This is a genomic window from Pseudomonas sp. P4_C8 (genome assembly GCF_056401975.1).
Genome location: NZ_JBFUIH010000002.1, coordinates 181,987 through 203,326, shown reverse-complemented (window position 1 = coordinate 203,326; position 21,340 = coordinate 181,987). Strand labels below are relative to the sequence as shown.

At 60.1% G+C, this 21,340-nt stretch carries 23 protein-coding genes; 18 read left to right on the top strand and 5 right to left on the bottom strand.

The genetic code is table 11. The features are described 5' to 3' along the window. Positions 1–135 precede the first annotated feature (135 nt). Genes mpl through AC1DWM_RS02175 form a run of 3 tightly spaced genes read left to right on the top strand, consistent with a single transcriptional unit; the run spans position 136 to position 2,391 of the window. Positions 136–1,485, top strand: a complete 1,350-nt coding sequence (gene mpl / locus AC1DWM_RS02185) for a UDP-N-acetylmuramate:L-alanyl-gamma-D-glutamyl-meso-diaminopimelate ligase (RefSeq protein WP_223521938.1) — start codon at positions 136–138, stop codon at positions 1,483–1,485. Continuing rightward, a complete protein-coding gene (gene ubiX, locus AC1DWM_RS02180; RefSeq protein WP_223521940.1) occupies positions 1,482–2,114 on the top strand; it encodes a flavin prenyltransferase UbiX in 633 nt (210 codons plus the stop codon). Before mpl ends, ubiX begins: the two co-directional genes overlap by 4 nt. Then, positions 2,107–2,391: a YceK/YidQ family lipoprotein gene (locus AC1DWM_RS02175; RefSeq protein ID WP_223521942.1), complete on the top strand. Its 285-nt coding sequence runs from the start codon at positions 2,107–2,109 to the stop codon at positions 2,389–2,391. The genes ubiX and AC1DWM_RS02175 overlap by 8 nt, the downstream gene beginning before the upstream one ends. A 131-nt stretch (positions 2,392–2,522) precedes the next feature. Here the strand turns inward: AC1DWM_RS02175 and AC1DWM_RS02170 are convergent, their stop codons facing one another. From AC1DWM_RS02170 to AC1DWM_RS02160, 3 genes are all read right to left on the bottom strand, one after another. Further along, a complete protein-coding gene (locus AC1DWM_RS02170) occupies positions 2,523–3,164 on the bottom strand; it encodes an oxidoreductase (protein ID WP_223521944.1) in 642 nt (213 codons plus the stop codon). A gap of 27 nt (positions 3,165–3,191) precedes the next feature. Then, positions 3,192–4,910, bottom strand: a complete 1,719-nt coding sequence (locus tag AC1DWM_RS02165) for a C13 family peptidase (protein WP_223521946.1) — start codon at positions 4,908–4,910, stop codon at positions 3,192–3,194. A gap of 101 nt (positions 4,911–5,011) precedes the next feature. After that, entirely contained in the window at positions 5,012–5,467 is a 456-nt protein-coding gene (locus AC1DWM_RS02160) for a MaoC family dehydratase (RefSeq protein ID WP_223521948.1), read from the bottom strand. 195 nt (positions 5,468–5,662) lie between these two features. Here AC1DWM_RS02160 and AC1DWM_RS02155 point away from each other — a divergent pair, with 195 nt between their 5' ends. From AC1DWM_RS02155 to AC1DWM_RS02145, 3 genes are read left to right on the top strand one after another with little or no spacing between them, the layout of a single operon-like run. After that, entirely contained in the window at positions 5,663–6,025 is a 363-nt protein-coding gene (locus AC1DWM_RS02155; protein ID WP_223521950.1) for a CidA/LrgA family protein, read from the top strand. Continuing rightward, positions 6,022–6,738, top strand: a complete 717-nt coding sequence (locus AC1DWM_RS02150) for an LrgB family protein (RefSeq protein WP_140669527.1) — start codon at positions 6,022–6,024, stop codon at positions 6,736–6,738. Before AC1DWM_RS02155 ends, AC1DWM_RS02150 begins: the two co-directional genes overlap by 4 nt. Positions 6,739–6,748: 10 nt before the next feature. Next, entirely contained in the window at positions 6,749–7,339 is a 591-nt protein-coding gene (locus tag AC1DWM_RS02145; protein ID WP_223521952.1) for an LON peptidase substrate-binding domain-containing protein, read from the top strand. Positions 7,340–7,360: 21 nt separating this feature from the next. On the opposite strand, the gene AC1DWM_RS02140 is transcribed toward AC1DWM_RS02145, so the two are convergent. Both AC1DWM_RS02140 and AC1DWM_RS02135 read right to left on the bottom strand, forming a co-directional pair. Further along, positions 7,361–8,677: a bifunctional DedA family/phosphatase PAP2 family protein gene (locus tag AC1DWM_RS02140; RefSeq protein ID WP_223521953.1), complete on the bottom strand. Its 1,317-nt coding sequence runs from the start codon at positions 8,675–8,677 to the stop codon at positions 7,361–7,363. Between the two features lie 175 nt (positions 8,678–8,852). Further along, complete coding sequence (locus AC1DWM_RS02135; RefSeq protein ID WP_223521954.1) at positions 8,853–9,551, bottom strand: DNA-3-methyladenine glycosylase; 699 nt, start codon at positions 9,549–9,551, stop codon at positions 8,853–8,855. 177 nt (positions 9,552–9,728) lie between these two features. On the opposite strand from AC1DWM_RS02135, the gene AC1DWM_RS02130 reads away from it, so the two are divergent. From AC1DWM_RS02130 to lipA, 12 genes are all read left to right on the top strand, one after another. Beyond that, a complete protein-coding gene (locus AC1DWM_RS02130) occupies positions 9,729–11,000 on the top strand; it encodes a glutamate-5-semialdehyde dehydrogenase (RefSeq protein ID WP_223521955.1) in 1,272 nt (423 codons plus the stop codon). A gap of 1 nt (position 11,001) precedes the next feature. Further along, on the top strand, positions 11,002–11,691 hold the full coding sequence (nadD, locus tag AC1DWM_RS02125; RefSeq protein ID WP_477794533.1) for a nicotinate-nucleotide adenylyltransferase: 690 nt from the start codon (positions 11,002–11,004) through the stop codon (positions 11,689–11,691). Positions 11,692–11,763: 72 nt separating this feature from the next. Then, complete coding sequence (gene rsfS, locus AC1DWM_RS02120; RefSeq protein ID WP_223521957.1) at positions 11,764–12,258, top strand: ribosome silencing factor; 495 nt, start codon at positions 11,764–11,766, stop codon at positions 12,256–12,258. A gap of 9 nt (positions 12,259–12,267) precedes the next feature. Beyond that, on the top strand, positions 12,268–12,735 hold the full coding sequence (rlmH, locus tag AC1DWM_RS02115; protein WP_007937439.1) for a 23S rRNA (pseudouridine(1915)-N(3))-methyltransferase RlmH: 468 nt from the start codon (positions 12,268–12,270) through the stop codon (positions 12,733–12,735). 10 nt (positions 12,736–12,745) lie between these two features. Beyond that, positions 12,746–14,641, top strand: coding sequence for a penicillin-binding protein 2 (mrdA, locus tag AC1DWM_RS02110; protein WP_223521961.1), 1,896 nt, complete (start codon positions 12,746–12,748; stop codon positions 14,639–14,641). Between the two features lie 31 nt (positions 14,642–14,672). Beyond that, positions 14,673–15,776 (top strand): rod shape-determining protein RodA, encoded by a 1,104-nt coding sequence (gene rodA, locus AC1DWM_RS02105; protein ID WP_223522044.1) that lies wholly within the window; start codon positions 14,673–14,675, stop codon positions 15,774–15,776. Positions 15,777–15,793: 17 nt separating this feature from the next. Continuing rightward, positions 15,794–16,804: a lytic murein transglycosylase B gene (gene mltB, locus AC1DWM_RS02100; protein ID WP_223521963.1), complete on the top strand. Its 1,011-nt coding sequence runs from the start codon at positions 15,794–15,796 to the stop codon at positions 16,802–16,804. Then, the gene (locus AC1DWM_RS02095) at positions 16,804–17,817 is read left to right on the top strand and encodes a septal ring lytic transglycosylase RlpA family protein (protein ID WP_223521964.1); all 1,014 of its coding nucleotides are present in this window, start codon (positions 16,804–16,806) and stop codon (positions 17,815–17,817) included. The genes mltB and AC1DWM_RS02095 overlap by 1 nt, the downstream gene beginning before the upstream one ends. 182 nt (positions 17,818–17,999) lie before the next feature. Further along, complete coding sequence (locus tag AC1DWM_RS02090; RefSeq protein ID WP_223521965.1) at positions 18,000–19,157, top strand: D-alanyl-D-alanine carboxypeptidase family protein; 1,158 nt, start codon at positions 18,000–18,002, stop codon at positions 19,155–19,157. Between the two features lie 83 nt (positions 19,158–19,240). Continuing rightward, a complete protein-coding gene (locus tag AC1DWM_RS02085) occupies positions 19,241–19,516 on the top strand; it encodes a DUF493 domain-containing protein (RefSeq protein ID WP_223521967.1) in 276 nt (91 codons plus the stop codon). Beyond that, positions 19,516–20,163 (top strand): lipoyl(octanoyl) transferase LipB, encoded by a 648-nt coding sequence (gene lipB / locus AC1DWM_RS02080; RefSeq protein ID WP_452628269.1) that lies wholly within the window; start codon positions 19,516–19,518, stop codon positions 20,161–20,163. Before AC1DWM_RS02085 ends, lipB begins: the two co-directional genes overlap by 1 nt. A gap of 1 nt (position 20,164) precedes the next feature. Further along, on the top strand, positions 20,165–21,190 hold the full coding sequence (lipA, locus tag AC1DWM_RS02075) for a lipoyl synthase (protein ID WP_008035102.1): 1,026 nt from the start codon (positions 20,165–20,167) through the stop codon (positions 21,188–21,190). The last annotated feature ends 150 nt before the right edge of the window (positions 21,191–21,340 follow it).

The window sequence follows — 21,340 nt, the reverse complement described above, 5'->3', positions numbered from 1 at the left end:
GCAAGCCCGCTCCCACAGGATTTTCGGTGACCTGTGGGAGCGGGCTTGCCCGCGATGGCGTCCGTGAGACCGAAACACAAGGTGCGATTTTCCCCTCCCTACGCTAACCTGCGGCCATGTTTTACGAGGTCGACTATGCACATTCATATTCTGGGTATCTGCGGCACTTTCATGGGTTCGATGGCGGTGTTGGCCAAAGAGCTGGGCCATCACGTGACCGGCTCCGATGCCAACGTCTATCCGCCGATGAGCACTCAACTTGAGGCTCAGGGCATTGAGTTGACCCAAGGCTACGACCCTTCCCAGCTCGATCCGGCACCGGACCTGGTGGTGATCGGCAACGCCATGTCGCGCGGCAACCCGGCCGTCGAATACGTGCTGAACAAAGGTCTGCCGTACGTTTCCGGCCCGCAATGGCTGGCCGATCATGTGTTGCAAGGTCGCTGGGTGCTGGCCGTCGCCGGTACTCATGGCAAAACCACCACCAGCAGCATGCTCGCCTGGGTGCTGGAGCACGCGGGCATGAGCCCGGGCTTCCTGATCGGCGGCGTGCCGCAGAATTTCTCGGTGTCGGCGCGCTTGGGCGGCACACCGTTCTTCGTGATCGAAGCCGACGAATATGACAGCGCCTTCTTCGATAAACGCTCCAAGTTCGTTCACTACCGCCCGCGCACGGCGATCCTGAATAACCTTGAGTTCGATCATGCGGACATCTTCCCTGATCTGCCGGCCATCGAGCGGCAATTCCACCATTTGGTGCGGACCATTCCAAGCGAAGGCCTGGTGATCCATCCGACCACCGAACCGGCGTTGCAACGTGTCATCGAAATGGGCTGCTGGACCCCTGTGCAGACCACCGGTGCTGGCGGTCAGTGGCAGGTCAAACTGCTCAGCGAAGACGGTTCGAAGTTTGAAGTGATGTTCGAAGGCGTCGCCCAAGGCGTGGTCGAGTGGGACATGACCGGTCAGCACAACGTCGCCAATGCCTTGGCTACATTGGCGGCCGCGCGTCATGTCGGCGTAGTGCCTTCCATGGGCATCGCCGCGTTGAGCGCGTTCAAAAGCGTGAAGCGCCGGATGGAAAAAGTCGCCGACGTACGCGGCATCACCATTTATGACGACTTCGCGCATCACCCGACCGCCATCGCCACCACCCTTGATGGCCTGCGCAAACGCATCGGCGATGCGCCATTGATCGCGATCATCGAGCCGCGCTCCAATTCCATGAAGCTCGGCGCGCACCGCGACGGCTTGCCGGAAAGCGTGGTCGATGCCGATCAGGTGATCTGGTATGGCCCGGCCAACCTCGGTTGGGACCTGGCCGGCACGGCAGCGCTGTGCACTGTGCCGTCGGTTGTCAGCGATTCGCTGGAAGGCATCATCGAACGCGTGAAGAGCCAGGCCCAGCCCGGCACCCACGTGGTGATCATGAGCAATGGCGGCTTCGGTGGCCTGCACGGCAAACTCGCCGAGGCGCTGCAATGAGCAGCGGCCCGGATCGCATCACGCTGGCCATGACCGGTGCTTCCGGCGCCCAGTACGGTTTGCGCCTGCTCGATTGCCTGGTGCGTGAAGATCGCGAAGTGCACTTCCTGATTTCCAAGGCGGCACAACTGGTGATGGCGACCGAGACGGATGTTTCGTTGCCGTCCAAACCGCAGATGATGCAGGCCTTCCTCACCGAATACACCGGCGCTGCAGCCGGGCAAATCAAGGTGTATGGCAAGGAAGACTGGATGTCGCCGGTGGCTTCGGGCTCCGGTGCGCCCGCAGCGATGGTCGTGGTGCCATGTTCCACGGGGACGCTGTCGGCTATTGCGACCGGTGCCTGCAACAACCTGATCGAACGTGCCGCCGACGTCACCTTGAAGGAGCGTCGCCAGTTGATTCTGGTCCCGCGTGAAGCGCCGTATTCGAGCATCCATCTGGAGAATATGCTCAAGCTGTCGAACATGGGCGTGACGATCATGCCGGCTTCGCCGGGCTTCTATCATCAGCCGCAGACGATTGATGACCTGATCGACTTTGTCGTGGCGCGGATTCTCAATCTGTTGAACATTCCGCAGGACATGCTGCCACGCTGGGGTGAGCACCATTTGAGCAGCGATGAATAAGCTACTGATCCTTCTGCTGGTGTTGCAACTGACAGGCTGCGCCACGGCGCGCACCCTTGATGCCGCCAAGCCTGGGGCGCCGCTGGTGTATTCCGGGACGCGTCTGGATTTGTACGCCATGAACGGTGGGTGCTGTGCCAAGGACCACTTTGGTGCAGAGGCGCCGAGTTACCCTGGCTTGGACCTGCCAGCCAGCGCGTTGCTCGACACGCTACTATTGCCGTTGTCGTTACTGACGGTGATAGGGGTGAGTTTTCAGGCGACGGGTGGGTTGTAGGAGAGCGCTTCGCGCTCTATCGCGAGCAGGTCGAATCGTCGCACCGTCGCTCCCACATTGGATTTGTGGCCCACGCGGATCAGTGTGGGAGCGAGCCTGCTCGCGAAGACGGACTTATAGGCGCCGCAGAGTTATTTGCCGAGCTTGCGCAACTCATCCGATTCAACAATCCGAACCCCATCCTGCTCTTCCAGCGCCAAGCGCCACATCGCCCGGGCCAGTTGGCAGGCTTCGATGCCGTGATATTTGCCCGGGATCAGGCGTGACAGAGGGCCGGCAATTTTCTCGCCCAGACGTGGCGTGACGCGATCACCGAGCAGCAGAGAAGGGCGGCAAATGGTCAGTTGCGGCCAGTCCTGCGCGCGCAATGCGTGTTCCATCTCGCCTTTAACCCGGTTATAGAAAATCGAGGATCTGCGATCGGCGCCCAATGCACTGATCACGATCAGGTGCCGTGCGCCCATTTCTCGCGCACGTTTGGCAAACGCCACGACCATGTCCAGGTCCACTGCACGAAATGCTTCTTCGGAGCCGGCCTGTTTGATCGTGGTGCCGAGGCAGCAGTAGGCGATGTCGACGCGGCCGTTCAGTTGCGGCAGAAACACCGTCGGGTCGCCGACCGGGTTTTCCAGGTGCGGATGTGTGGCCAATGGTCGCCGTGAAGGGGCCAATACCCTTGAAATTGTGGGCTCATTGAGCAAGCGATCAAGCAAGTGTTCACCGGTCAACCCGGTAGCTCCGGCAAGCAATACATGCTGAGGCGTCAAGTACATAGTGTTTCTCCCTTGATACTGTTCAGCTTAGTTGCTCTTTGAATCCTTGCTATTGGTAGAGCTACTTTGTAGCGCTTTTCGTGCCTGCTGCTTGCGTAACAACTGCCAGTGCGAGATCACCCCTTTAGGCGCCCACATCTGCGGCTCGGAGGCTTCGAAGCTGTCCGCCAGTTCGCGTTCGGCGACAGTAGCCTTGGCCAGTTTGAAGGCTTGCTCCAGGTCGTCGGTCTGGTTCAGTGCCTGGGTGAACAGTGCATCGCCGAAGTAGGTAGAGTTGGCTTCTTCGGAGCAACCAAAGGACACGCGGTCTGCCCGCGAGGCGGTGATGATCAAGGTGCGTTCGTCCTTGAGGGCGGGAATGAAACCACCGGAATAGCAGGCCGAAATCACAATGATCTTGTCGCGATTCTTCAAGGGTGCAAGCACCGCGGCGAGTTCATCGGCCGGTAGATCGGGCAGTTCCATTCGCGGTTGATCGAGCACCAGTTCGTGTTCGCTGGTGCCGTGGCTGGTCAGGTAAATGAAGATCAAATCTTCCGGGCCGCTGCGCTCGGCCAGCGTCAGCGCGGCGCGGCGCAGGTTTTCCCGGGTGGCCATCGGCCGGTCGACGAGGTGGTCGCGATGATTGACCAGGCGGATCTGGCCAAACGCACCGAAGCGGCTGCTGAGCATGTTGCTGACGTAATCGGATTCGCGCAGGAACACGCTTTGTTTGCCGTCACCACCGAGGGTCAGGGTGTACAACTCGACGGCCGGAGTCGAGCTCGGAACGTTAAGCAGTGCGTCGTCGAGCAAGCGGCCCTGAGCCAGCAAACCGAGCTCCAGGCTATCGGGCAGCAGCTTGCCATCGGCGTCACGCACACGTTGGCCATTGAGCCACGTGCCGCTTTGCACGGTGCCGTCAGTCAGCACCAGCGTGCCGCGTCCCGAGTAACTGTCATTGTCGAACTGGCCGGTGTAGAAGCTGCCGTCCGCCAGGTTCAGTCGCCCTTGGCCGGTGAAGCGCCAGTCGCTGAACCGGCCGACGTAGTGGCTGCCGTCGGCACCGATCAACTCGCCCTTGCCATTCAGCGAGCCTTCCTTGAACTGGCCCAGCCAGACATCGCCATCGGCATTCTCGTAGCGGCCCTTGCCGTGCAGTTGATTGTTCTTGAAGCCGCCGACGTAAATGTCGCCCTCGGCGCTGTTGAAGGTGCCGTTGCCTTCCAGTTGTCCGTTGACAAAATGTCCGGTGAATTGATTGCCGCTGGCGTCGCCGCGCTGGCCTTCACCGTTGGGTTTGCCCTGGGTGAACTGGCCCTGGTAGGAGCTGCCGTCGTCGAGTTCGAGACGACCGAGCCCTGAATATTGATCGGCCTTGAATTCGCCGCGATAGGTCATGCCGTTTTCTTTGAGCGTGCCTTCGCCATCGCGCCGACCGAGTTTGAACCCACCGGTGTAATTGCTGCCTGGTGTGGTCAGCGTGCCTTGGCCGTCGAACAGGCCCTGATTGAATTGCCCGCGAAAGACCTCGCCGTTGCTGCCATGCCATTCGCCTTGGCCATGCCATTGACCCTTGTCGAACTCGCCGGCGTACCAGCTTTTGTTCGGGTAGTCGATGCGGCCCTGGCCTTGCAGCAAGCCGTCGACCAGATCCCCGCGATAGCGTCCACCGTCCGGCAAGCGGGCATCGGGGGGCAGCAGCGATTCGCCATCGCCGCAAGCGGTGAGCAACAGGGTCAAGGCAAGGAGTGCAAGTGAGCGCATAGCGGGATCCGGGCAATTAGGCGACGGAGTATGCCGTAGCTATGTGTCGTATATATAGAGACGGTCGCGAAACAGCGTGAGCTGCTTCGCATCCGAGAGGATTACACGAAACAGAGGGACAGGGATTCAGCGACATAGGCCGGCTTGTCCGAGCCTTCTATCTCAAGGGTGGTGGTGGCCTTGAGCAGCCATTGGCCGGGCTTTTTCTCGATGGCGTCGGAGAGGTCAACCTTGAGGCGCACTCTCGAATCGACCTTGACCGGTTGAATGAAACGCACGCCGTCGAGACCGTAGTTGACTACCATCTTCACGCCTTCGGGGAGGATGAGGATGTCTTCCATCAACTTGGGGATCAGTGACAGCGACAGGAATCCATGTGCGATGGTGCTGCCAAATGGCGTTTGCGCGGCTTTGACCGGGTCGACATGAATAAACTGGTAATCACCAGTGGCTTCTGCGAACAGGTTGATGCGCTCCTGATCGATGGTGAGCCATTCGGAACGTCCGAGTTCCTTGCCGACATAATCTTTGAGCTCTGCAACGGGAACATAGGGCATTGAGACTCTCCTTGGGTTTCATCGGATTTATAGTTTTTCGAGTGGGGGGATTTGACCTCCCTGCGAACCACTGTAGATCAACATGGGTAATTGCTCCGGTCAACTGTCCATGCTTTTGGCGAATGCCGATCCATAGCGTTGACGTGCTTATAATGCGCGGCCCCTTCTTGGTGGGGAGAGCGCGGGAGATGCCGGATGTTGTTACGTGGCCTGACCTGGCTGGTGCTGTTCCAATTGCTGGGCACAGCCATCAACCACTTGTTTTTACCGGTGCTGCCGGGGCCGATTATTGGCTTGCTGCTGTTACTGGTGTACCTGATTTCACGCGGACAAGTCGGCGAGCCGCTGAGCCTGGCGGCCAGCAGCCTGCTGCGTTACTTGCCGTTGCTGCTGGTGCCACCGGCCGTGGGCGTGATGGTGTATGCCAAGGATATTGCCGCGGACTTCTGGGCCATCGTCGGTGCGCTGGTGTTGTCGCTGCTGCTGTCCATGGCCTTCGCCGGCGTACTGATGCAGCGCATGGTCAAGCGCCACGCCCATCGCGGAGATGACCAATGATCCTTGATTGGCACGGCGCACTCGACTCGGTGATTCATCATCCGTTGTTCGGCATCGGCATCACGTTGGGCGCTTATCAGTTGGTGCTGGCGGCCTTCGAGAAAACCCGCTGGATCTTTTTGCAACCGGTGCTGGTCTCGATGCTGGTGGTGATCGGTGTTCTGGTGACCTGTGGCCTGACGTACGCCGAGTACCGCAAGAGCACCGAGATCCTCAGTATCTTGCTCGGGCCTGCGACAGTCGCGCTGGCGGTGCCGCTGTACCTTAATCTGCGACGTATTCGGCAGTTGTTCTGGCCGATATTTACTACGCTGGTGATAGGTGGCGTGGTGGCCACGGGCATGGGCGTGTTGCTGGGCTGGTGGTTCGGTGCCGAGCACATGATCCTGATGACCATGGCGCCCAAGTCGGTGACGTCACCGATTGCCATGCTGGTGGCCGAGCAGATCGGCGGTGTCGCGGCGTTGGCTGCGGTGTTCGTGTTGATCACCGGCGTAATCGGTGCGATCTTCGGCCCGAGCCTGTTGACCCGGCTCGGTGTCCACAGTCCTGAGGCGCGCGGTATGGCACTGGGCATGACCGCCCATGCGGTCGGCACCTCGGTGGCCTTGCAGGAAAGTGAAGAGTGCGGCGCCTTTGCGGCGCTGGCGATGAGTCTGATGGGTGTGGCCACGGCGGTGTTCCTGCCGTTGGCGGTGTCGATGGTGGTGTAAGGAAATGTCTATGAGCTTGCCGCTTTTCCCACTGAACACGGTGCTGTTTCCTGGCTGCATCCTCGACTTGCAGATCTTCGAGGCGCGCTACCTGGACATGATCGGCCGCTGCATGAAACAGGGCGGCGGCTTCGGCGTGGTGTGCATCCTCGACGGCGAAGAAGTCGGCATCGCTCCGGCAGGGTATGCCTTGGTGGGGTGTGAAGCGCTGATCACCGATTTCAAGCAGCAGGACAACGGCCTGCTGGGGATTCGGGTGCAGGGCGGGCGGCGTTTTCATGTCTTGCGCACCGAGGTGCAGCGCGACCAGTTGACCGTCGCCGACGTTGAATGGCTTGAAGACGAACCTGAACAGCCGCTGCAGGAAGAAGACGCCGATTTGGTGGCGCTGCTCAAGGCGTTGGCCGAACACCCGATGGTCGAAGCGTTGAACATGGGCACTGAGGCGACCGGGCAACAATCATTGGCTAATCAGTTGGCCTATCTTCTGCCGTTTGCCGAAGTGGACAAGATCGATCTGCTGCAACTCGATGATCCGCAGCAGCGACTGGATGCGATTCAGGCGCTGCTGGATGAGTTGCAGGGGGAATTGTTTGCCTGATTGCGGCCGATAAGTCGCACGTCAATACGCATACCGCAACATCGCGTGTGGCAAATGCCGCAACGCAAAGAACCCAAACAACGCCATCAGCGCCGGCAACACCAGCCACCAGACCTTGGGTGGCATGGCGTTGAGCGGTGTCTGGCGCTGACTCAGCCACAGGCACACCGCACAAACACAGGCGGCCAACATAGCGCCGGCCAATACATCTGTCGGCCAATGTGCGCCCAGGTACACCCGCGATAGCGCAATCGCCAGCGCGGGCAAGCAGCCCAGCAGCAACCAGGTCAGGCGCATCCGCGGTGGTTGTCCTCGGCCCGCCAGCACGGCGAGGGTCAGGAACAGCGCGAATGCCCCCGAGGCATGGCCGCTGGGCATGCTGTAACTGGTCAGTGGATCGCTCAGTACTTCCGGGCGCACGCGGGCGAAAAATTGCTTGGTGAAGGTGTTGCCGAGGGCGGTGACGAGCAGGGTACTACCGGCAAAAATTGCCTGCCGCCATTGTCGCGTGATCAGCAGCAGGCCGGTCAGCAGTGCGCTGAACAGCAGCATGTTGCGAAACTCGCCAATCAGCGTAAAGACCACGGCCACTTCATCGAGCATCGGGCTGCGGTGTTCTTGCACCAACGTCATTAAGCCCTGATCAAGCGCGGTCAGGTGCGGATAGCCGATAAACAGTCCCGCCAGAATCAGAAGGCTCATCCCGGCAATCAGCATCGTCGCCTTGCGATGGCGGCGCAGGCTGCTGGTGACGCTCAAACCAACCATGACGGCAATAGCACCAGCGACGACTCCCGCCTCAGGCCAGAAACCTTCCGGCAACGGCAAACGAATCGCCGCACCCGTCGCCCAGCCGGGCAGCAGATACGCGACACTCCAGCCAGCGGCAGCCAGCAGGCTGACGGCGAAAAATCGCGGGAATGGCATATCGAACATCCCGGCAACCATCGGCAACATCGGGCGCAGCGGTCCGATAAAGCGTCCGACCAGCAGGCTGGCGATGCCATAACGCTGGAAATACGCCTCGGCGCCGGCAATCCATTCCGGGTGATGGCGTAAGCCGGGCAGGCGTCGGATGTTCTGGTGGAAATGCCGTCCGACGAAGTACGAAATGACGTCACCCAGCACCCCGGCAACGAACCCCAGCAGCAGCGTTTCACTCAACGACAGCGCGCCACTGCCGGCCAGGACCGCCACGGCAAACAGCAACACCGTGCCGGGCACGATCAGCCCGGCAATCGCCAGGCACTCCACAAAGGCCACTATAAACACCGCCGCAGCCAGCCATTGCGGGTTGACCGTCAACCAACCGGTGACGCTATCGAGCCATGGGCCCATAAAAACAACTCCATAAATGTTCATTGGTCCCATGAGGGACGACCGCAATCTTCAAAAAACTACAGATCCCTTGTGGGAGCGAGCCTGCTCGCGAAAGCAGGCTGTCAGTCGACATGGATGTCGCCTGATACTCCGCTATCGCGAGCAGGCTCGCTCCCACAGGAGATATCAATCTTCAAGGCAACAAAAAATAATCGCGACCTTCGATCTGCCCCCGTCGCAGCGGGTTACGCGTGCAATACGGCGCGTAAGCCGCATCGACAAAGCGGTACATCAAGTGTTCATCACGGCCATGGGGGATGCCCAAGCGGGTGGTCTGGATGATGTGGGCGGGCGCCGGGCCGATGTCTTCCACGAGAAGCACTTCATGATCGAAACGCTTGGCGTCCCAGACCGGCACCTTCAAACCCAGGGCCTTGCACAACAGGGTCTGCCCGGCACACAGCTTTTGCGAGGGGCGAGGGCGGCCTTGGGCGTCAGGATTGTTCAACAGCATTTGCGCCAGGCTCGCTGGGCCGCTCAGTTCATCCACCCATGGATAGGCTGATTTGATCAGCACCGCGTTGCCGGGGCCTTTGGCACTGAAGTTCAGCGAATCACCGCCACGGGCGTAATACATATAGATGTGCCCGCCATCCAGAAACAAAGCCTTACGTTTTTCTGTGTAGCCGAGGGAGGCGTGGCTGCCTTTTTCCTCGAAATAATAGGCTTCGGTTTCGATAATCCGGGCGCTGAGCCACAGGTCGCCGACCCGGTGGCGAATGACTTTGCCGAGTAGATCCCGGGCCAGCGTTTGCGCGTCACGGTCGAAAAACGCGTCCGCAAGCCCGGTGGGCAGGCTAGTAGCGGACGCTCGAACAGTCAGGTTGGACATGATGAGCGGCGTTTATCAGGGCTTATAGAGCGGTGATGATAACAATTTGCAGCTTAATCACGGCTGAACGTCGGCAAATTGCCCTCGATTTCGACCATCCGCCCGTCACCGCTGTTAGTCGGGAGTCGCGACAGCTATAATCTGCCGCTTTCCTCTTTGCCAAGACCACCGCAGACAATGACTGAGTCCGTTCTTGACTACATGACCCGCCTGGGTCGCGCTGCCCGCGAAGCTTCTCGCGTCATCGGCTGCGCCAGCACCGCGCAGAAAAACCGCGCCTTGCAGGCTGCTGCCAATGCGCTGGACGCTGCACGCGCCGAGTTGACGGCGGCCAACGAACTGGATTTGGCCGCTGGTCGCGCCAATGGTCTTGAGCCGGCCCTGCTGGAGCGTCTGGCGCTGACCCCGGAACGCATCGACGGCATGATCGTCGGCCTGCGCCAGGTGGCCGCATTGCCGGACCCGGTCGGCGCTATTCGCGACATGAGCTTCCGCCCGTCGGGCATTCAGGTCGGTAAAATGCGCGTGCCGCTGGGCGTGATCGGGATCATCTACGAATCCCGTCCCAACGTGACCATCGATGCCGCCAGCCTGTGCCTCAAGTCTGGCAATGCAACCATTCTGCGTGGCGGCTCCGAAGCGATCCATTCCAATCGCGCCATCGCCGCCTGCATCCAGCGCGGTCTGGCCGAAGCCGAACTGCCAGCCGCCGTGGTTCAAGTGGTCGAAACCACCGATCGTGCCGCCGTTGGCGCACTGATCACCATGCCGGAATACGTCGACGTCATCGTGCCCCGTGGTGGCCGTGGCCTGATTGAACGCGTCAGCCGTGACGCCCGCGTGCCGGTGATCAAACACCTGGACGGCATCTGCCACGTTTACGTGAGTGAACATGCCGATCTGGCGAAAGCCCAGCGCATCGCGTTCAACGCCAAGACGTACCGTTATGGCATCTGCGGCGCCATGGAAACGCTGCTGGTGGATCAAGCCGTTGCCAAAGATTTCCTGCCATCGATGGCTGCCCAGTTCCGCGAAAAAGGCGTCGAGCTGCGTGGTTGCGAGCGCACGCGGGCGATTATCGATGCTGTAGCGGCCACCGAAGAAGACTGGACTACCGAATACCTGGCGCCGATTTTGTCGATCCGCGTAGTCGACGGGCTGGACCAGGCGATCGAGCATATTAATAAGCACGGCTCCCATCACACCGACTCGATCGTCAGCGAAAACCTCGCTGACACACGGCGTTTTGTCGCGCAGGTCGATTCGTCGTCGGTGATGATCAACACCCCGACGTGCTTCGCCGATGGCTTCGAATACGGATTGGGTGCCGAGATTGGCATTTCTACTGATAAGCTGCACGCCCGCGGCCCGGTGGGTCTCGAAGGTTTGACCTGCGAGAAGTACATCGTGGTCGGTGATGGCCAGTTGCGCGGCCAGGCGTCGGTCTGACTTGGGCGACCTCGACCCGACAGTCCCAGCCACCGCAAGCGAGCCTCAACCTCGCCGGGTTGGCATGCTGGGCGGTACGTTCGATCCGGTGCACATCGGCCATCTGCGCGGTGCGCTGGAAGTCGCCGAATCGCTGGCGCTCGATGAGTTGCGTCTGACACCCAGTGCCAGACCGCCGCATCGTGGTACGCCGCAGGTGTCGGCCAAAGACCGCCTGGCGATGGTCGAATGCGCGGTGGCCGGTGTGGCGCCGTTGGTGGTGGACGCCCGCGAATTGCAGCGGGACAAACCGTCCTACACTATCGATACCCTGGAGCTGATGCGCGCCGAACTGGCCGCCCAGACCCAGGTTTTTCTACTTTTGGGCTGGGACGCATTTTGCGGCCTGCCCACTTGGCACCGCTGGGAAGAGTTGCTCCAGCATTGCCACATCCTGGTGCTGCAACGCCCGGATGCCGACAGCGAACCGCCGGATGCCTTGCGCAACCTGCTGGCAGCGCGCTCGGTGAGCGACCCGCTGGCCCTCAAAGGGCCGAGCGGACAGATTGCATTCGTCTGGCAGACACCGCTCGCGGTATCCGCCACCCAGATCCGTCAACTGCTGGCCAGCGGTAAGTCGGTACGTTTCCTGGTGCCCGACGCGGTCCTGGCCTACATCGATGCGCACGGACTTTACCGTGCGTCGAACTGAAAAGAGGCGCGCTTCAAGGCACGTGAACACGTGTATCGAAGCCCCCGAACATACGAGCAAAACGAGTTTTATATGACGAACAAAGACGTAACTAAAGTAAAGCGCAAAGGCACATTCAAAAGCGCCCCACTGCCAGTAGTAGCACCGACCGGCCCGGAGCTGGCCGGTGAAGAACTGGTCAAGGTTGCCGTTGCGGCCCTGGAAGACGTCAAGGCCCAGGACATTCAGGTGATCGACGTTCGTGAAAAGCAGAGCATCACTGACTTCATGATCATCGCTACCGGTACGTCCAACCGCCAGATCGGCGCGATGCTGGACAAGGTTCGCGAAGCCGTCAAAGCCCAGGGCGTCAAGCCATTGGGTGAAGAAGGCAAGGGCGACAGCGACTGGGTTCTGCTGGACATGGATGATGTCATCGTGCACATGATGACCGCCTCGGCTCGCCAGTTCTACGACCTGGAGCGTCTGTGGTCCGGCGCTGAACAGAGCCGTGCCCTGAACGCGGCTCACCACAGCCCGGAAAATACCCACGAGCATTTCATCAAGCTCAACAAAGACCAGCAATAAGGGCCCGCTGTGCGACTGCGACTGATCGCCGTCGGTTCACGGATGCCCAAGTGGGTGGAAGAAGGCTGGCATGAATATGCCAAGCGTCTTCCGTCCGAGCTGGCGCTGGAACTGGTGGAAATACCGCTCAATACCCGTGGCAAGAACGCCGACGTGGCGCGCTTCATCCGTCAGGAAGGCGAAGCCATGCTGGCCAAGGTCGGGCCGAATGAGCGTGTTGTCACCCTCGAAGTCCACGGCAAGCCCTGGAGCACTGAGCAGTTGGCGGTCGAACTCGATCGCTGGCGCCTGGACTCGCGCACGGTGAATTTCATGGTCGGCGGCCCCGAAGGGCTGGCGCCGGAAGTCTGTGCCCGAGCCGATCAGCGCTGGTCATTGTCGCCGTTGACGTTGCCGCACCCGCTGGTGCGAATCCTGATCGGCGAACAGCTGTATCGTGCCTGGACAGTCTTGTCCGGCCACCCTTACCACAAGTAGTTCTGCCCTCATGTCTCAGCCGATCCGTATCAAGGACCACGAAAAAGACGCCCGTCTGGTGCGTGGTCGCGTCGTGTTCGGTGCAATTGCGGTAGTAGCGCTGATTTGTGTGCTGATTGCGCGGTTGTATTTCCTGCAGGTGATCCAGTACGAGTACCACTCGACCCTGTCGGAAAACAACCGGGTCCATGTGCAGCCGATTCCACCCACCCGTGGGCTGATCTTCGACCGTAATGGCGTGGTGGTGGCAGATAACCGGCCCAGCTTCAGCCTGAGCATGACCCGCGAGCGCTCCGGCGACTGGCAGCAAGTGCTCGACGTGATTGTCGAAGTGCTGGAGCTGACACCCGAGGACCGGGTGATCTTCGAGAAACGCATGCGTCAGGGGCGTCGGCCATTCGAGCCGGTGCCAATTCTGTTCGAGCTGACCGAAGAACAGATCGCCCGGATCGCCGTGAACCAGTTCCGCCTGCCGGGCGTGGAAGTGGTCGCGCAGCTGGTTCGTCACTATCCGCAGGGCGCGCACTTTGCGCACTCGGTGGGTTACATGGGGCGAATCAACGAGAAAGAGCTCAAGTCACTGGATCCTGTGAGTTACAGCGGCACCCATCAAATTGGCAAAACCGGCATCGAACGTTTCTACGAGCCGGAATTGCACGGTCAGGTCGGTTACGAAGAAGTCGAAACCAACGCTCGGGGCCGCGTATTGCGTGTGCTCAAGCGTACCGAACCGATTTCCGGCAAGGACATCGTCCTGAGCCTGGACATCAAATTGCAGGAAGCGGCCGAAGCGGCACTGGGCGGTCGTCGTGGTGCCGTCGTGGCGCTGGACCCGAAAACCGGCGAGGTGCTGGCGATGGTCAGCCAGCCGAGTTTCGACCCGAACCTGTTCGTCACGGGCATCAGTTCCAAGGCCTATTCCGAACTGCGCGACTCCATCGACCGGCCGCTGTTCAACCGCGTGCTGCGTGGTCTGTACCCACCGGGTTCGACCATCAAGCCGGCGGTGGCGATTGCCGGCCTGGATTCGGGTGTGGTCACCGCGTCGACCCGCGTGTTCGACCCCGGTTACTACCAACTGCCCAATTACGATCACAAATACCGTAACTGGAACCGTACCGGCGATGGTTACGTGGATCTGGACACGGCGATCATGCGGTCCAACGACACCTACTTCTATGACTTGGCTCACAAGCTGGGGATCGATCGTTTGTCGGCGTATCTGGGCAAATTCGGCATCGGCCAAAAGGTCTCGCTGGACATGTTCGAAGAATCGCCGGGCCTGATGCCGTCCCGCGAGTGGAAACGTGCGACCCGTCGCCAGGCCTGGTTCCCGGGCGAAACCCTGATCCTGGGGATCGGTCAGGGCTATATGCAGTCCACGCCGCTGCAACTGGCCCAGGCCACGGCACTGGTGGCCAACAAAGGTGTGTGGAACCGTCCGCACCTGGCCAAGACGGTCGAAGGTGAGAAGCCCAAGGATGAAAATCCGATGCCGAATATCGTTCTGCGCGATCCGTCGGACTGGACCAAGGTCAACCACGGTATGCAACAGGTGATGCACGGCGCTCGCGGTACGGCGCGCAAGGCCTCGATTGGCGCGCAATACCGGATCGCCGGGAAAAGTGGTACGGCCCAGGTGGTCGCGATCAAGCAGGGCGAGAAGTACGACCGCTCCAAGGTTCAGGAACGTCACCGCGACCACGCCTTGTTTGTCGGCTTTGCGCCGGCCGACAACCCGCAAATCGTGGTGTCGGTGATGGTCGAGAACGGCGAGTCCGGTTCCGGGGTCGCCGCGCCAGTGGTGCGTCAAATCATGGATGCCTGGCTCCTGGACCAGGACGGCCATCTCAAAGCCGAGTACGCCAGCCCTATCAGTGCGGAGGTTACGGCCCATGATGAATAATTTTGATCGCATGCTCTCAAGCGAAGATGTGATGCGTCGCCGCGCGACGCTGTTGCAACGCCTGCACATCGATGGGCCGTTGCTCATTTTGTTGCTGACCCTCGCAGCCGGCAGCCTGTTCGTGCTGTATTCGGCCAGCGGCAAGAGCTGGGACCTGCTGGCCAAGCAAGCCACTTCGTTTGGTATTGGCCTGGTGTCGATGGTCGTCATCGCGCAGTTCGAGCCGCGTTTCATGGCGCGGTGGGTGCCGGTCGGTTATGTGCTCGGTGTGCTGTTGCTGGTGGTGGTGGACGTCATGGGCCACAACGCCATGGGCGCCACGCGCTGGATCAACATCCCCGGCGTGATCCGCTTCCAGCCCTCGGAATTCATGAAGATCCTGATGCCGGCGACCATCGCCTGGTATTTGTCCAAGCGCACCTTGCCGCCGCAGCTTAAGCACGTTGCGGTCAGTCTGTTTCTGATTGGCTTGCCATTTATCTTGATCGTGCGTCAGCCGGACCTGGGGACATCGCTACTGATCCTCGCGGGTGGCGCGTTCGTCTTGTTCATGGGGGGCTTGCGCTGGCGCTGGATCATCAGCGTGCTGGCGGCTGCCGTGCCGGTGGCCGTGGCGATGTGGTTTTTCATCATGCATGACTATCAGAAGCAGCGAATCCTGACGTTCCTCGACCCGGAGAGCGATCCGTTGGGGACTGGCTGGAACATCATTCAGTCGAAAGCCGCCATCGGTTCCGGTGGTGTGTTTGGCAAGGGCTGGCTGCTGGGCACCCAGTCGCACCTGGACTTCCTGCCGGAAAGCCATACCGACTTCATTATTGCGGTATTGGGCGAAGAGTTCGGTCTGGTCGGCATTTGCGCGTTGCTGTTGATTTACCTGCTGTTGATCGGTCGCGGGCTGGTGATTACTGCTCAGGCCCAGACATTGTTCGGCAAATTGCTCGCGGGCAGTTTGACCATGACGTTTTTTGTTTATGTTTTCGTCAACATCGGTATGGTCAGTGGCCTGTTGCCGGTGGTGGGGGTGCCGTTGCCGTTCATTAGCTACGGAGGAACTTCGCTGGTAACGCTGCTGTCAGCGTTTGGGGTTTTGATGTCGATCCATACCCATCGTAAGTGGATCGCACAGGTTTGAATAAGGTGAAGATTTCAATGCAAGTAATGCGTGGCTGGGTGACTCGATACGCGCCATGGGTCGGCCTGGTAAGCATCCTTGGCACAACGCAGCACGCGTTGGCCGGCGAGTACGAAGGCTCACCCCAGGTGGCTGAATTCGTCGGTGAAATGACCCGCGATTACGGTTTCGCCGGTGAACAGCTGATGGGCGTGTTCCGCGAAGCCGAGCGCAAGCAGTCGATCCTGGACGCGATCTCGAAACCCGCCGAACGGGTCAAACAATGGAACGAATACCGCCCGATGTTCATCACCGATGCGCGTATCGCCCGTGGTGTGGACTTCTGGCGTCAGCACGAAGCGGTGCTGGCGCGTGCCGAGCAGGAATACGGTGTGCCGGCGCAGGTGATCGTCTCGATCATTGGCGTAGAAACCTTTTTCGGCCGCAATACCGGCAATTACCGGGTGATCGACGCATTGTCGACCCTGGGCTTCGACTATCCTCCCCGCGCTGAATTCTTCCGTAAGGAATTGCGTGAGTTCTTGCTGCTGGCCCGGGAAGAGCAGGTCGATCCGTTGACCCTCAAGGGCTCCTACGCAGGTGCCATGGGATTGCCGCAGTTCATGCCGAGCAGTTTTCGCGCGTATGCGGTGGACTTCGACGGTGACGGTCACATTAATATCTGGACCAATCCCGACGATGCCATTGGTAGTGTCGCCAGTTACTTCAAGCGTCACGGTTGGGTCGCCGGCGAACCGGTGGTCAGCCGCGCCGATGTCCGTGGCGAGCAGGTGGACGACGGTTTGACCACAGGCATCGAGCCGACTAAAACCGCAGGGGAGTTGCGGGCTCTGGGGTGGTCAAGTCATGATGCGCTGCGCGATGATATGCCGGTTACGGCTTTCCGCCTGGAAGGTGACAATGGCCCCGAATACTGGATGGGCCTGCAGAATTTTTATGCGATCACGCGTTATAACCGCAGCGTGATGTACGCCATGGCCGTACATCAACTGTCTGAACAGCTGGTCCAAGCACGGGGCGTCAAGTAATGCGGGCATTGCCTATGAATAAACCCCTGAAGTTCATGGCTTTCGCCGCGTTGGCGGTGCTGCTCGCCAGTTGCTCGACCAGTCGCGCACCCGCTCAGAAATCCTCGTCCACTGCCGTGCGCCCGGCGCCGGGGCTGGACATCAACCGCGCCCACAAAGATGGCGCGCCGTGGTGGGATGTCGACGTATCACGCATCCCGGATGCCACGCCGACCCTGCACTCCGGCCCTTATAAGGCCAACCCGTACACGGTTCTGGGCAAGACCTACTTCCCGCTGCAAGAATCCAAGACTTACGTCGCCTCGGGCACGGCGTCCTGGTATGGCACCAAGTTCCACGGCCAGAACACCGCCAATGGCGAGGTCTACGACCTGTATGGCATGAGTGCCGCGCACAAGACGTTGCCACTGCCGAGTTACGTCCGGGTGACCAACCTGGACAACAACAAGAGCGTGATCCTGCGGGTCAACGACCGTGGGCCGTTTTATTCGGACCGTATCATCGACTTGTCCTATGCCGCCGCCAAAAAGCTCGGTTATGCCGAAACCGGCACGGCGCGGGTCAAGGTCGAGGGTATCGACCCGCAACAGTGGTGGGCCCAAAAAGGCCGCCCAGCGCCTTTGATGCTCAACGAGCCGAAAGTCGCGCAAAATAGCGCCCCGGTGATTACGGCTTCGGCCGGTACCGTCGAGCAATGGACGCCTCCGGCGCAGCAACACGCTGCGGCCGTCGTGCCTGTTCAGCTGGATGCAAAAAAAAACGCTTCTGTACCAGCCTCTGGCCAGTATCTGCAGGTGGGCGCGTTCGCCAACCCGGACGCTGCAGAACTCCTGAGATCGAAGCTCAGCGGGATGGTGAGCGCCCCGGTGTTCATCAGCTCGATCGTGCGCAACCAACAGACACTGCATCGGGTGCGCCTGGGGCCGATAGGCTCTCCGGGTGAAATCCAGCAAGTGCAGAACAGCGTGCGCATGGCTAATCTCGGTTCGCCGAGCGTGGTCACCGCCGAGTAATACGTAGTACTTGATTGACGGTTCACTTGCGGTTTAAGGGGGTGAACCTGGTTGTTGGCTCGTTAAAGAACAAAAGCCCGGCAAGGGTTCTGAGTGAACAACTGAACACGCGACAGCTCGTTAGAAAGCTGTCTGATTAGTTTTGCCCCTGGGCAGTTTCCATTAGCGATTTCGAGAGACGGATGAACATCACCACCTTTGCCAAACGCCTGTTCCTGTTAGTCCCGCTGCTCCTCTCACCGGCTGCGTTCGCGCTCGAGGTGATGCCAGCTCCACCACAACTGGCCGCCAAAGCCTACGTGCTCATGGATGCCAGCAGCGGCAACGTGCTGGTCGAGAACAATGGTGACCAGCGTCTGCCGCCAGCCAGCCTGACCAAGCTGATGACCGCGTACATCGCGACCCTGGAAATCCGTCGTGGCCAGATCGGCGAAAACGACCCGGTGACCGTCAGCGAAAATGCCTGGCGTACCGGCGGTTCGCGGATGTTCATCAAGGTGGGCTCGCAGGTGACTGTCAGCGACCTGCTGCACGGCATCATCATTCAGTCGGGTAACGACGCCAGTGTTGCGCTCTCCGAGCACATCGCCGGCAGCGAAGACGCCTTCGCCGACGTGATGAACAAAACCGTGGCCGATCTGGGCATGACCAACACCCACTTCATGAACCCGACCGGTCTGCCGAACCCGGAGCACTATTCGTCGGCTCATGACATGGCCGTACTGGCTCGCGCAATCATCCACGAAGACCCGGCTCACTACGCGATCTACTCGCAGAAAGAGTTCTTCTGGAACGGCATCAAGCAACCTAACCGCAACCTGTTGCTGTGGCGCGACAAGACCGTCGATGGTCTGAAAACCGGTCACACCGACGAAGCCGGCTACTGCATGGTGTCTTCGGCTGTACGTGATGGCATGCGTCTGATCGCCGTGGTGTTCGGCACGAGCAGCGAAGTGGCTCGCGCCGCCGAAACCCAGAAGCTGCTGACTTACGGTTTCCGCTTCTTCGAAACCCAGACCTTCTATCAGAAAGGCGCCGAGCTGGCTCAGGCCCCTGTCTGGAAAGGCGCGACCAATCAAGTCAAGGCCGGCCTGGCTGAAGACCTGACCATGACCCTGCCAAAAGGCCAGCTGAAAAAGCTCGCTGCCAGCATGACCATGAACCCGCAGCTGATTGCGCCAATCGCCAAGGGCGACGTGATCGGTAAAGTCGAAGTGAAGCTGGAAGACAAGGTGGTGCACAGCGCCGACCTGATCGCCCTGGACGCTGTCGAGGAGGGTGGTATCTTCCGCCGTATGTGGGATAGCATCCGTCTATTCTTCTACAGCATGTTCAACTGATAGTGTGCTCCTGCAAGGCCCCGTGCTGATCCGGCGCGGGGCTTTGTTGTCGCCACGGCTTACGCTTACGAGGCCGTTACGCCATGACCGATACCGAAGTAAAGGCACCAAAGATCGAATTCCCTGCCACTGATTACCCGGTTAAGGTGATCAGCGACACGGGCGTGGGTAACAAGGACAAGATCATCAATATCGTCAGAAAACACGCCACCATCAACGATGAGCGTGTTGACGAGCGCCAAAGCAGCAACGGCAAATACACCACCATCCAATTACACATCGTCGCCACCGACCAGGACCAGCTGTACAACATCAACAGCGAACTGCGGGCTACCGGCTTCGTGCACATGGTGTTGTGATGTCTGGCACGCTGGGCTTTCGTGAGCTCGGCCAGATGGCTTACGAGCCGGTCTGGCACGCCATGCAACGCTTCACCAACGAACGCGGCACCGACGCCGCCGACGAGATCTGGCTGGTCGAGCACCCGCCGGTGTTCACCCAAGGGCAAGCCGGTAAGGCCGAGCACCTGTTGCTGCCGGGGGATATTCCGGTGGTACAGGTCGACCGTGGAGGTCAGGTAACCTATCACGGGCCTGGCCAACTGGTGGCTTATCTGCTGCTGGATGTGCGCAAGCTGGGGTTTGGCGTGCGTGACCTGGTCACCCGCATGGAACTCTGCCTGATCGAACTGTTGGCAAGTTACGGCGTCACTGCCGCCGCCAAGCCGGACGCGCCGGGTGTCTACGTCAACGGGGCGAAAATCGCTTCCCTGGGTCTGCGGATCCGCCATGGTTGTTCCTTTCATGGCTTGGCCCTGAACGTGGACATGGACCTGGAACCGTTTCGACGGATTAATCCCTGCGGATACGCCGGGCTGGCGATGACCCAGCTGAGCGATCACGCAGGATCGATTGAATTTGCCGAGGTAAGTGCCCGGCTGCGCGCGCAGCTCGTCAAACACCTCGACTATGCTGAGCAGACGACCCTAACGGGCGGAATCGACTGATATGACTACTGATGCAGTGCAAACCATGATCCCGACGCTTGATGTTACCGAGCGTCCGGCCCCGCGTGCCAAGGTTGAAGCCGGCGTCAAGCTGCGCGGCGCCGAGAAGGTTGCACGTATCCCGGTGAAGATCATTCCGACCACCGAACTGCCGAAGAAACCCGACTGGATTCGCGTGCGCATCCCGGTTTCGCCGGAAGTCGACCGCATCAAGGCCCTGCTGCGCAAACACAAGTTGCACAGCGTGTGCGAGGAAGCGTCCTGCCCGAACCTGGGCGAGTGTTTCTCCGGCGGCACCGCGACGTTCATGATCATGGGCGACATCTGCACCCGTCGCTGCCCGTTCTGCGACGTCGGCCACGGCCGTCCGAAACCACTGGACGTCAACGAGCCAGAAAGCCTGGCCATCGCCATCGCCGACCTGAAGCTCAAATACGTAGTGATCACCTCGGTAGACCGCGACGACCTGCGTGACGGCGGTGCCCAGCACTTTGCCGACTGCATCCGCGAGATCCGCAAGCTGTCGCCGAACGTACAGCTCGAAACCCTGGTCCCGGATTACCGTGGCCGTATGGACGTGGCGCTGGAAATCACCGCTGCCGAGCCACCAGATGTGTTCAACCACAACCTGGAAACCGTGCCGCGCCTGTACAAGGCTGCGCGTCCGGGTTCGGATTACCAGTGGTCGCTGACCCTTCTGCAGCGCTTCAAGCAGATGATGCCGCACATTCCGACCAAGTCCGGCCTGATGCTGGGCCTGGGCGAAACCGACGAAGAAGTCATCGAAGTCATGAAGCGCATGCGCGAACATGACATCGACATGCTGACCCTGGGCCAGTACCTGCAACCGTCCCGCAGCCACTTGCCGGTGCAGCGTTTTGTGCACCCGGACACCTTCGCCTGGTTTGCCGAGGAAGGTTACAAGATGGGCTTCAAGAACGTCGCGTCCGGCCCGTTGGTACGCTCCTCGTACCATGCCGATGAGCAGGCGAAGTTGGTCAAAGCTGAGCTGATATCGTCCTTGTAATTTGGCGGTGACATAAAAGGCGCCCGCATGGCTTTTCAGGCCTTGCGGGCGTTTTTTTGCCTGGCCTACGCCAGCCAGTGTTTTTTCCTGCAACCTGCGGGCGACTGACCCTCTTCTGTTTGTCCCCGTTCCTGACTACTGTGTGCTGAA

Bases quoted from the DNA above. Each gene is read 5' to 3' on its own strand.
- mltB (WP_223521963.1), top strand. From the start codon at position 15,794: ATGCAAGTAATGCGTGGCTGGGTGACTCGATACGCGCCATGGGTCGGC.
- AC1DWM_RS02170 (WP_223521944.1), bottom strand. From the start codon at position 3,164: ATGTACTTGACGCCTCAGCATGTATTGCTTGCCGGAGCTACCGGGTTG.
- AC1DWM_RS02085 (WP_223521967.1), top strand. From the start codon at position 19,241: ATGACCGATACCGAAGTAAAGGCACCAAAGATCGAATTCCCTGCCACT.
- lipA (WP_008035102.1), top strand. From the start codon at position 20,165: ATGACTACTGATGCAGTGCAAACCATGATCCCGACGCTTGATGTTACC.
- ubiX (WP_223521940.1), top strand. From the start codon at position 1,482: ATGAGCAGCGGCCCGGATCGCATCACGCTGGCCATGACCGGTGCTTCC.
- mrdA (WP_223521961.1), top strand. From the start codon at position 12,746: ATGTCTCAGCCGATCCGTATCAAGGACCACGAAAAAGACGCCCGTCTG.
- AC1DWM_RS02160 (WP_223521948.1), bottom strand. From the start codon at position 5,467: ATGCCCTATGTTCCCGTTGCAGAGCTCAAAGATTATGTCGGCAAGGAA.
- AC1DWM_RS02150 (WP_140669527.1), top strand. From the start codon at position 6,022: ATGATCCTTGATTGGCACGGCGCACTCGACTCGGTGATTCATCATCCG.
- mpl (WP_223521938.1), top strand. From the start codon at position 136: ATGCACATTCATATTCTGGGTATCTGCGGCACTTTCATGGGTTCGATG.
- AC1DWM_RS02095 (WP_223521964.1), top strand. From the start codon at position 16,804: ATGCGGGCATTGCCTATGAATAAACCCCTGAAGTTCATGGCTTTCGCC.
- AC1DWM_RS02175 (WP_223521942.1), top strand. From the start codon at position 2,107: ATGAATAAGCTACTGATCCTTCTGCTGGTGTTGCAACTGACAGGCTGC.
- AC1DWM_RS02155 (WP_223521950.1), top strand. From the start codon at position 5,663: ATGTTGTTACGTGGCCTGACCTGGCTGGTGCTGTTCCAATTGCTGGGC.
- AC1DWM_RS02135 (WP_223521954.1), bottom strand. From the start codon at position 9,551: ATGTCCAACCTGACTGTTCGAGCGTCCGCTACTAGCCTGCCCACCGGG.
- AC1DWM_RS02130 (WP_223521955.1), top strand. From the start codon at position 9,729: ATGACTGAGTCCGTTCTTGACTACATGACCCGCCTGGGTCGCGCTGCC.
- AC1DWM_RS02145 (WP_223521952.1), top strand. From the start codon at position 6,749: ATGAGCTTGCCGCTTTTCCCACTGAACACGGTGCTGTTTCCTGGCTGC.
- rsfS (WP_223521957.1), top strand. From the start codon at position 11,764: ATGACGAACAAAGACGTAACTAAAGTAAAGCGCAAAGGCACATTCAAA.
- AC1DWM_RS02090 (WP_223521965.1), top strand. From the start codon at position 18,000: ATGAACATCACCACCTTTGCCAAACGCCTGTTCCTGTTAGTCCCGCTG.
- lipB (WP_452628269.1), top strand. From the start codon at position 19,516: ATGTCTGGCACGCTGGGCTTTCGTGAGCTCGGCCAGATGGCTTACGAG.
- AC1DWM_RS02140 (WP_223521953.1), bottom strand. From the start codon at position 8,677: ATGGGCCCATGGCTCGATAGCGTCACCGGTTGGTTGACGGTCAACCCG.
- rodA (WP_223522044.1), top strand. From the start codon at position 14,673: ATGCGTCGCCGCGCGACGCTGTTGCAACGCCTGCACATCGATGGGCCG.
- AC1DWM_RS02165 (WP_223521946.1), bottom strand. From the start codon at position 4,910: ATGCGCTCACTTGCACTCCTTGCCTTGACCCTGTTGCTCACCGCTTGC.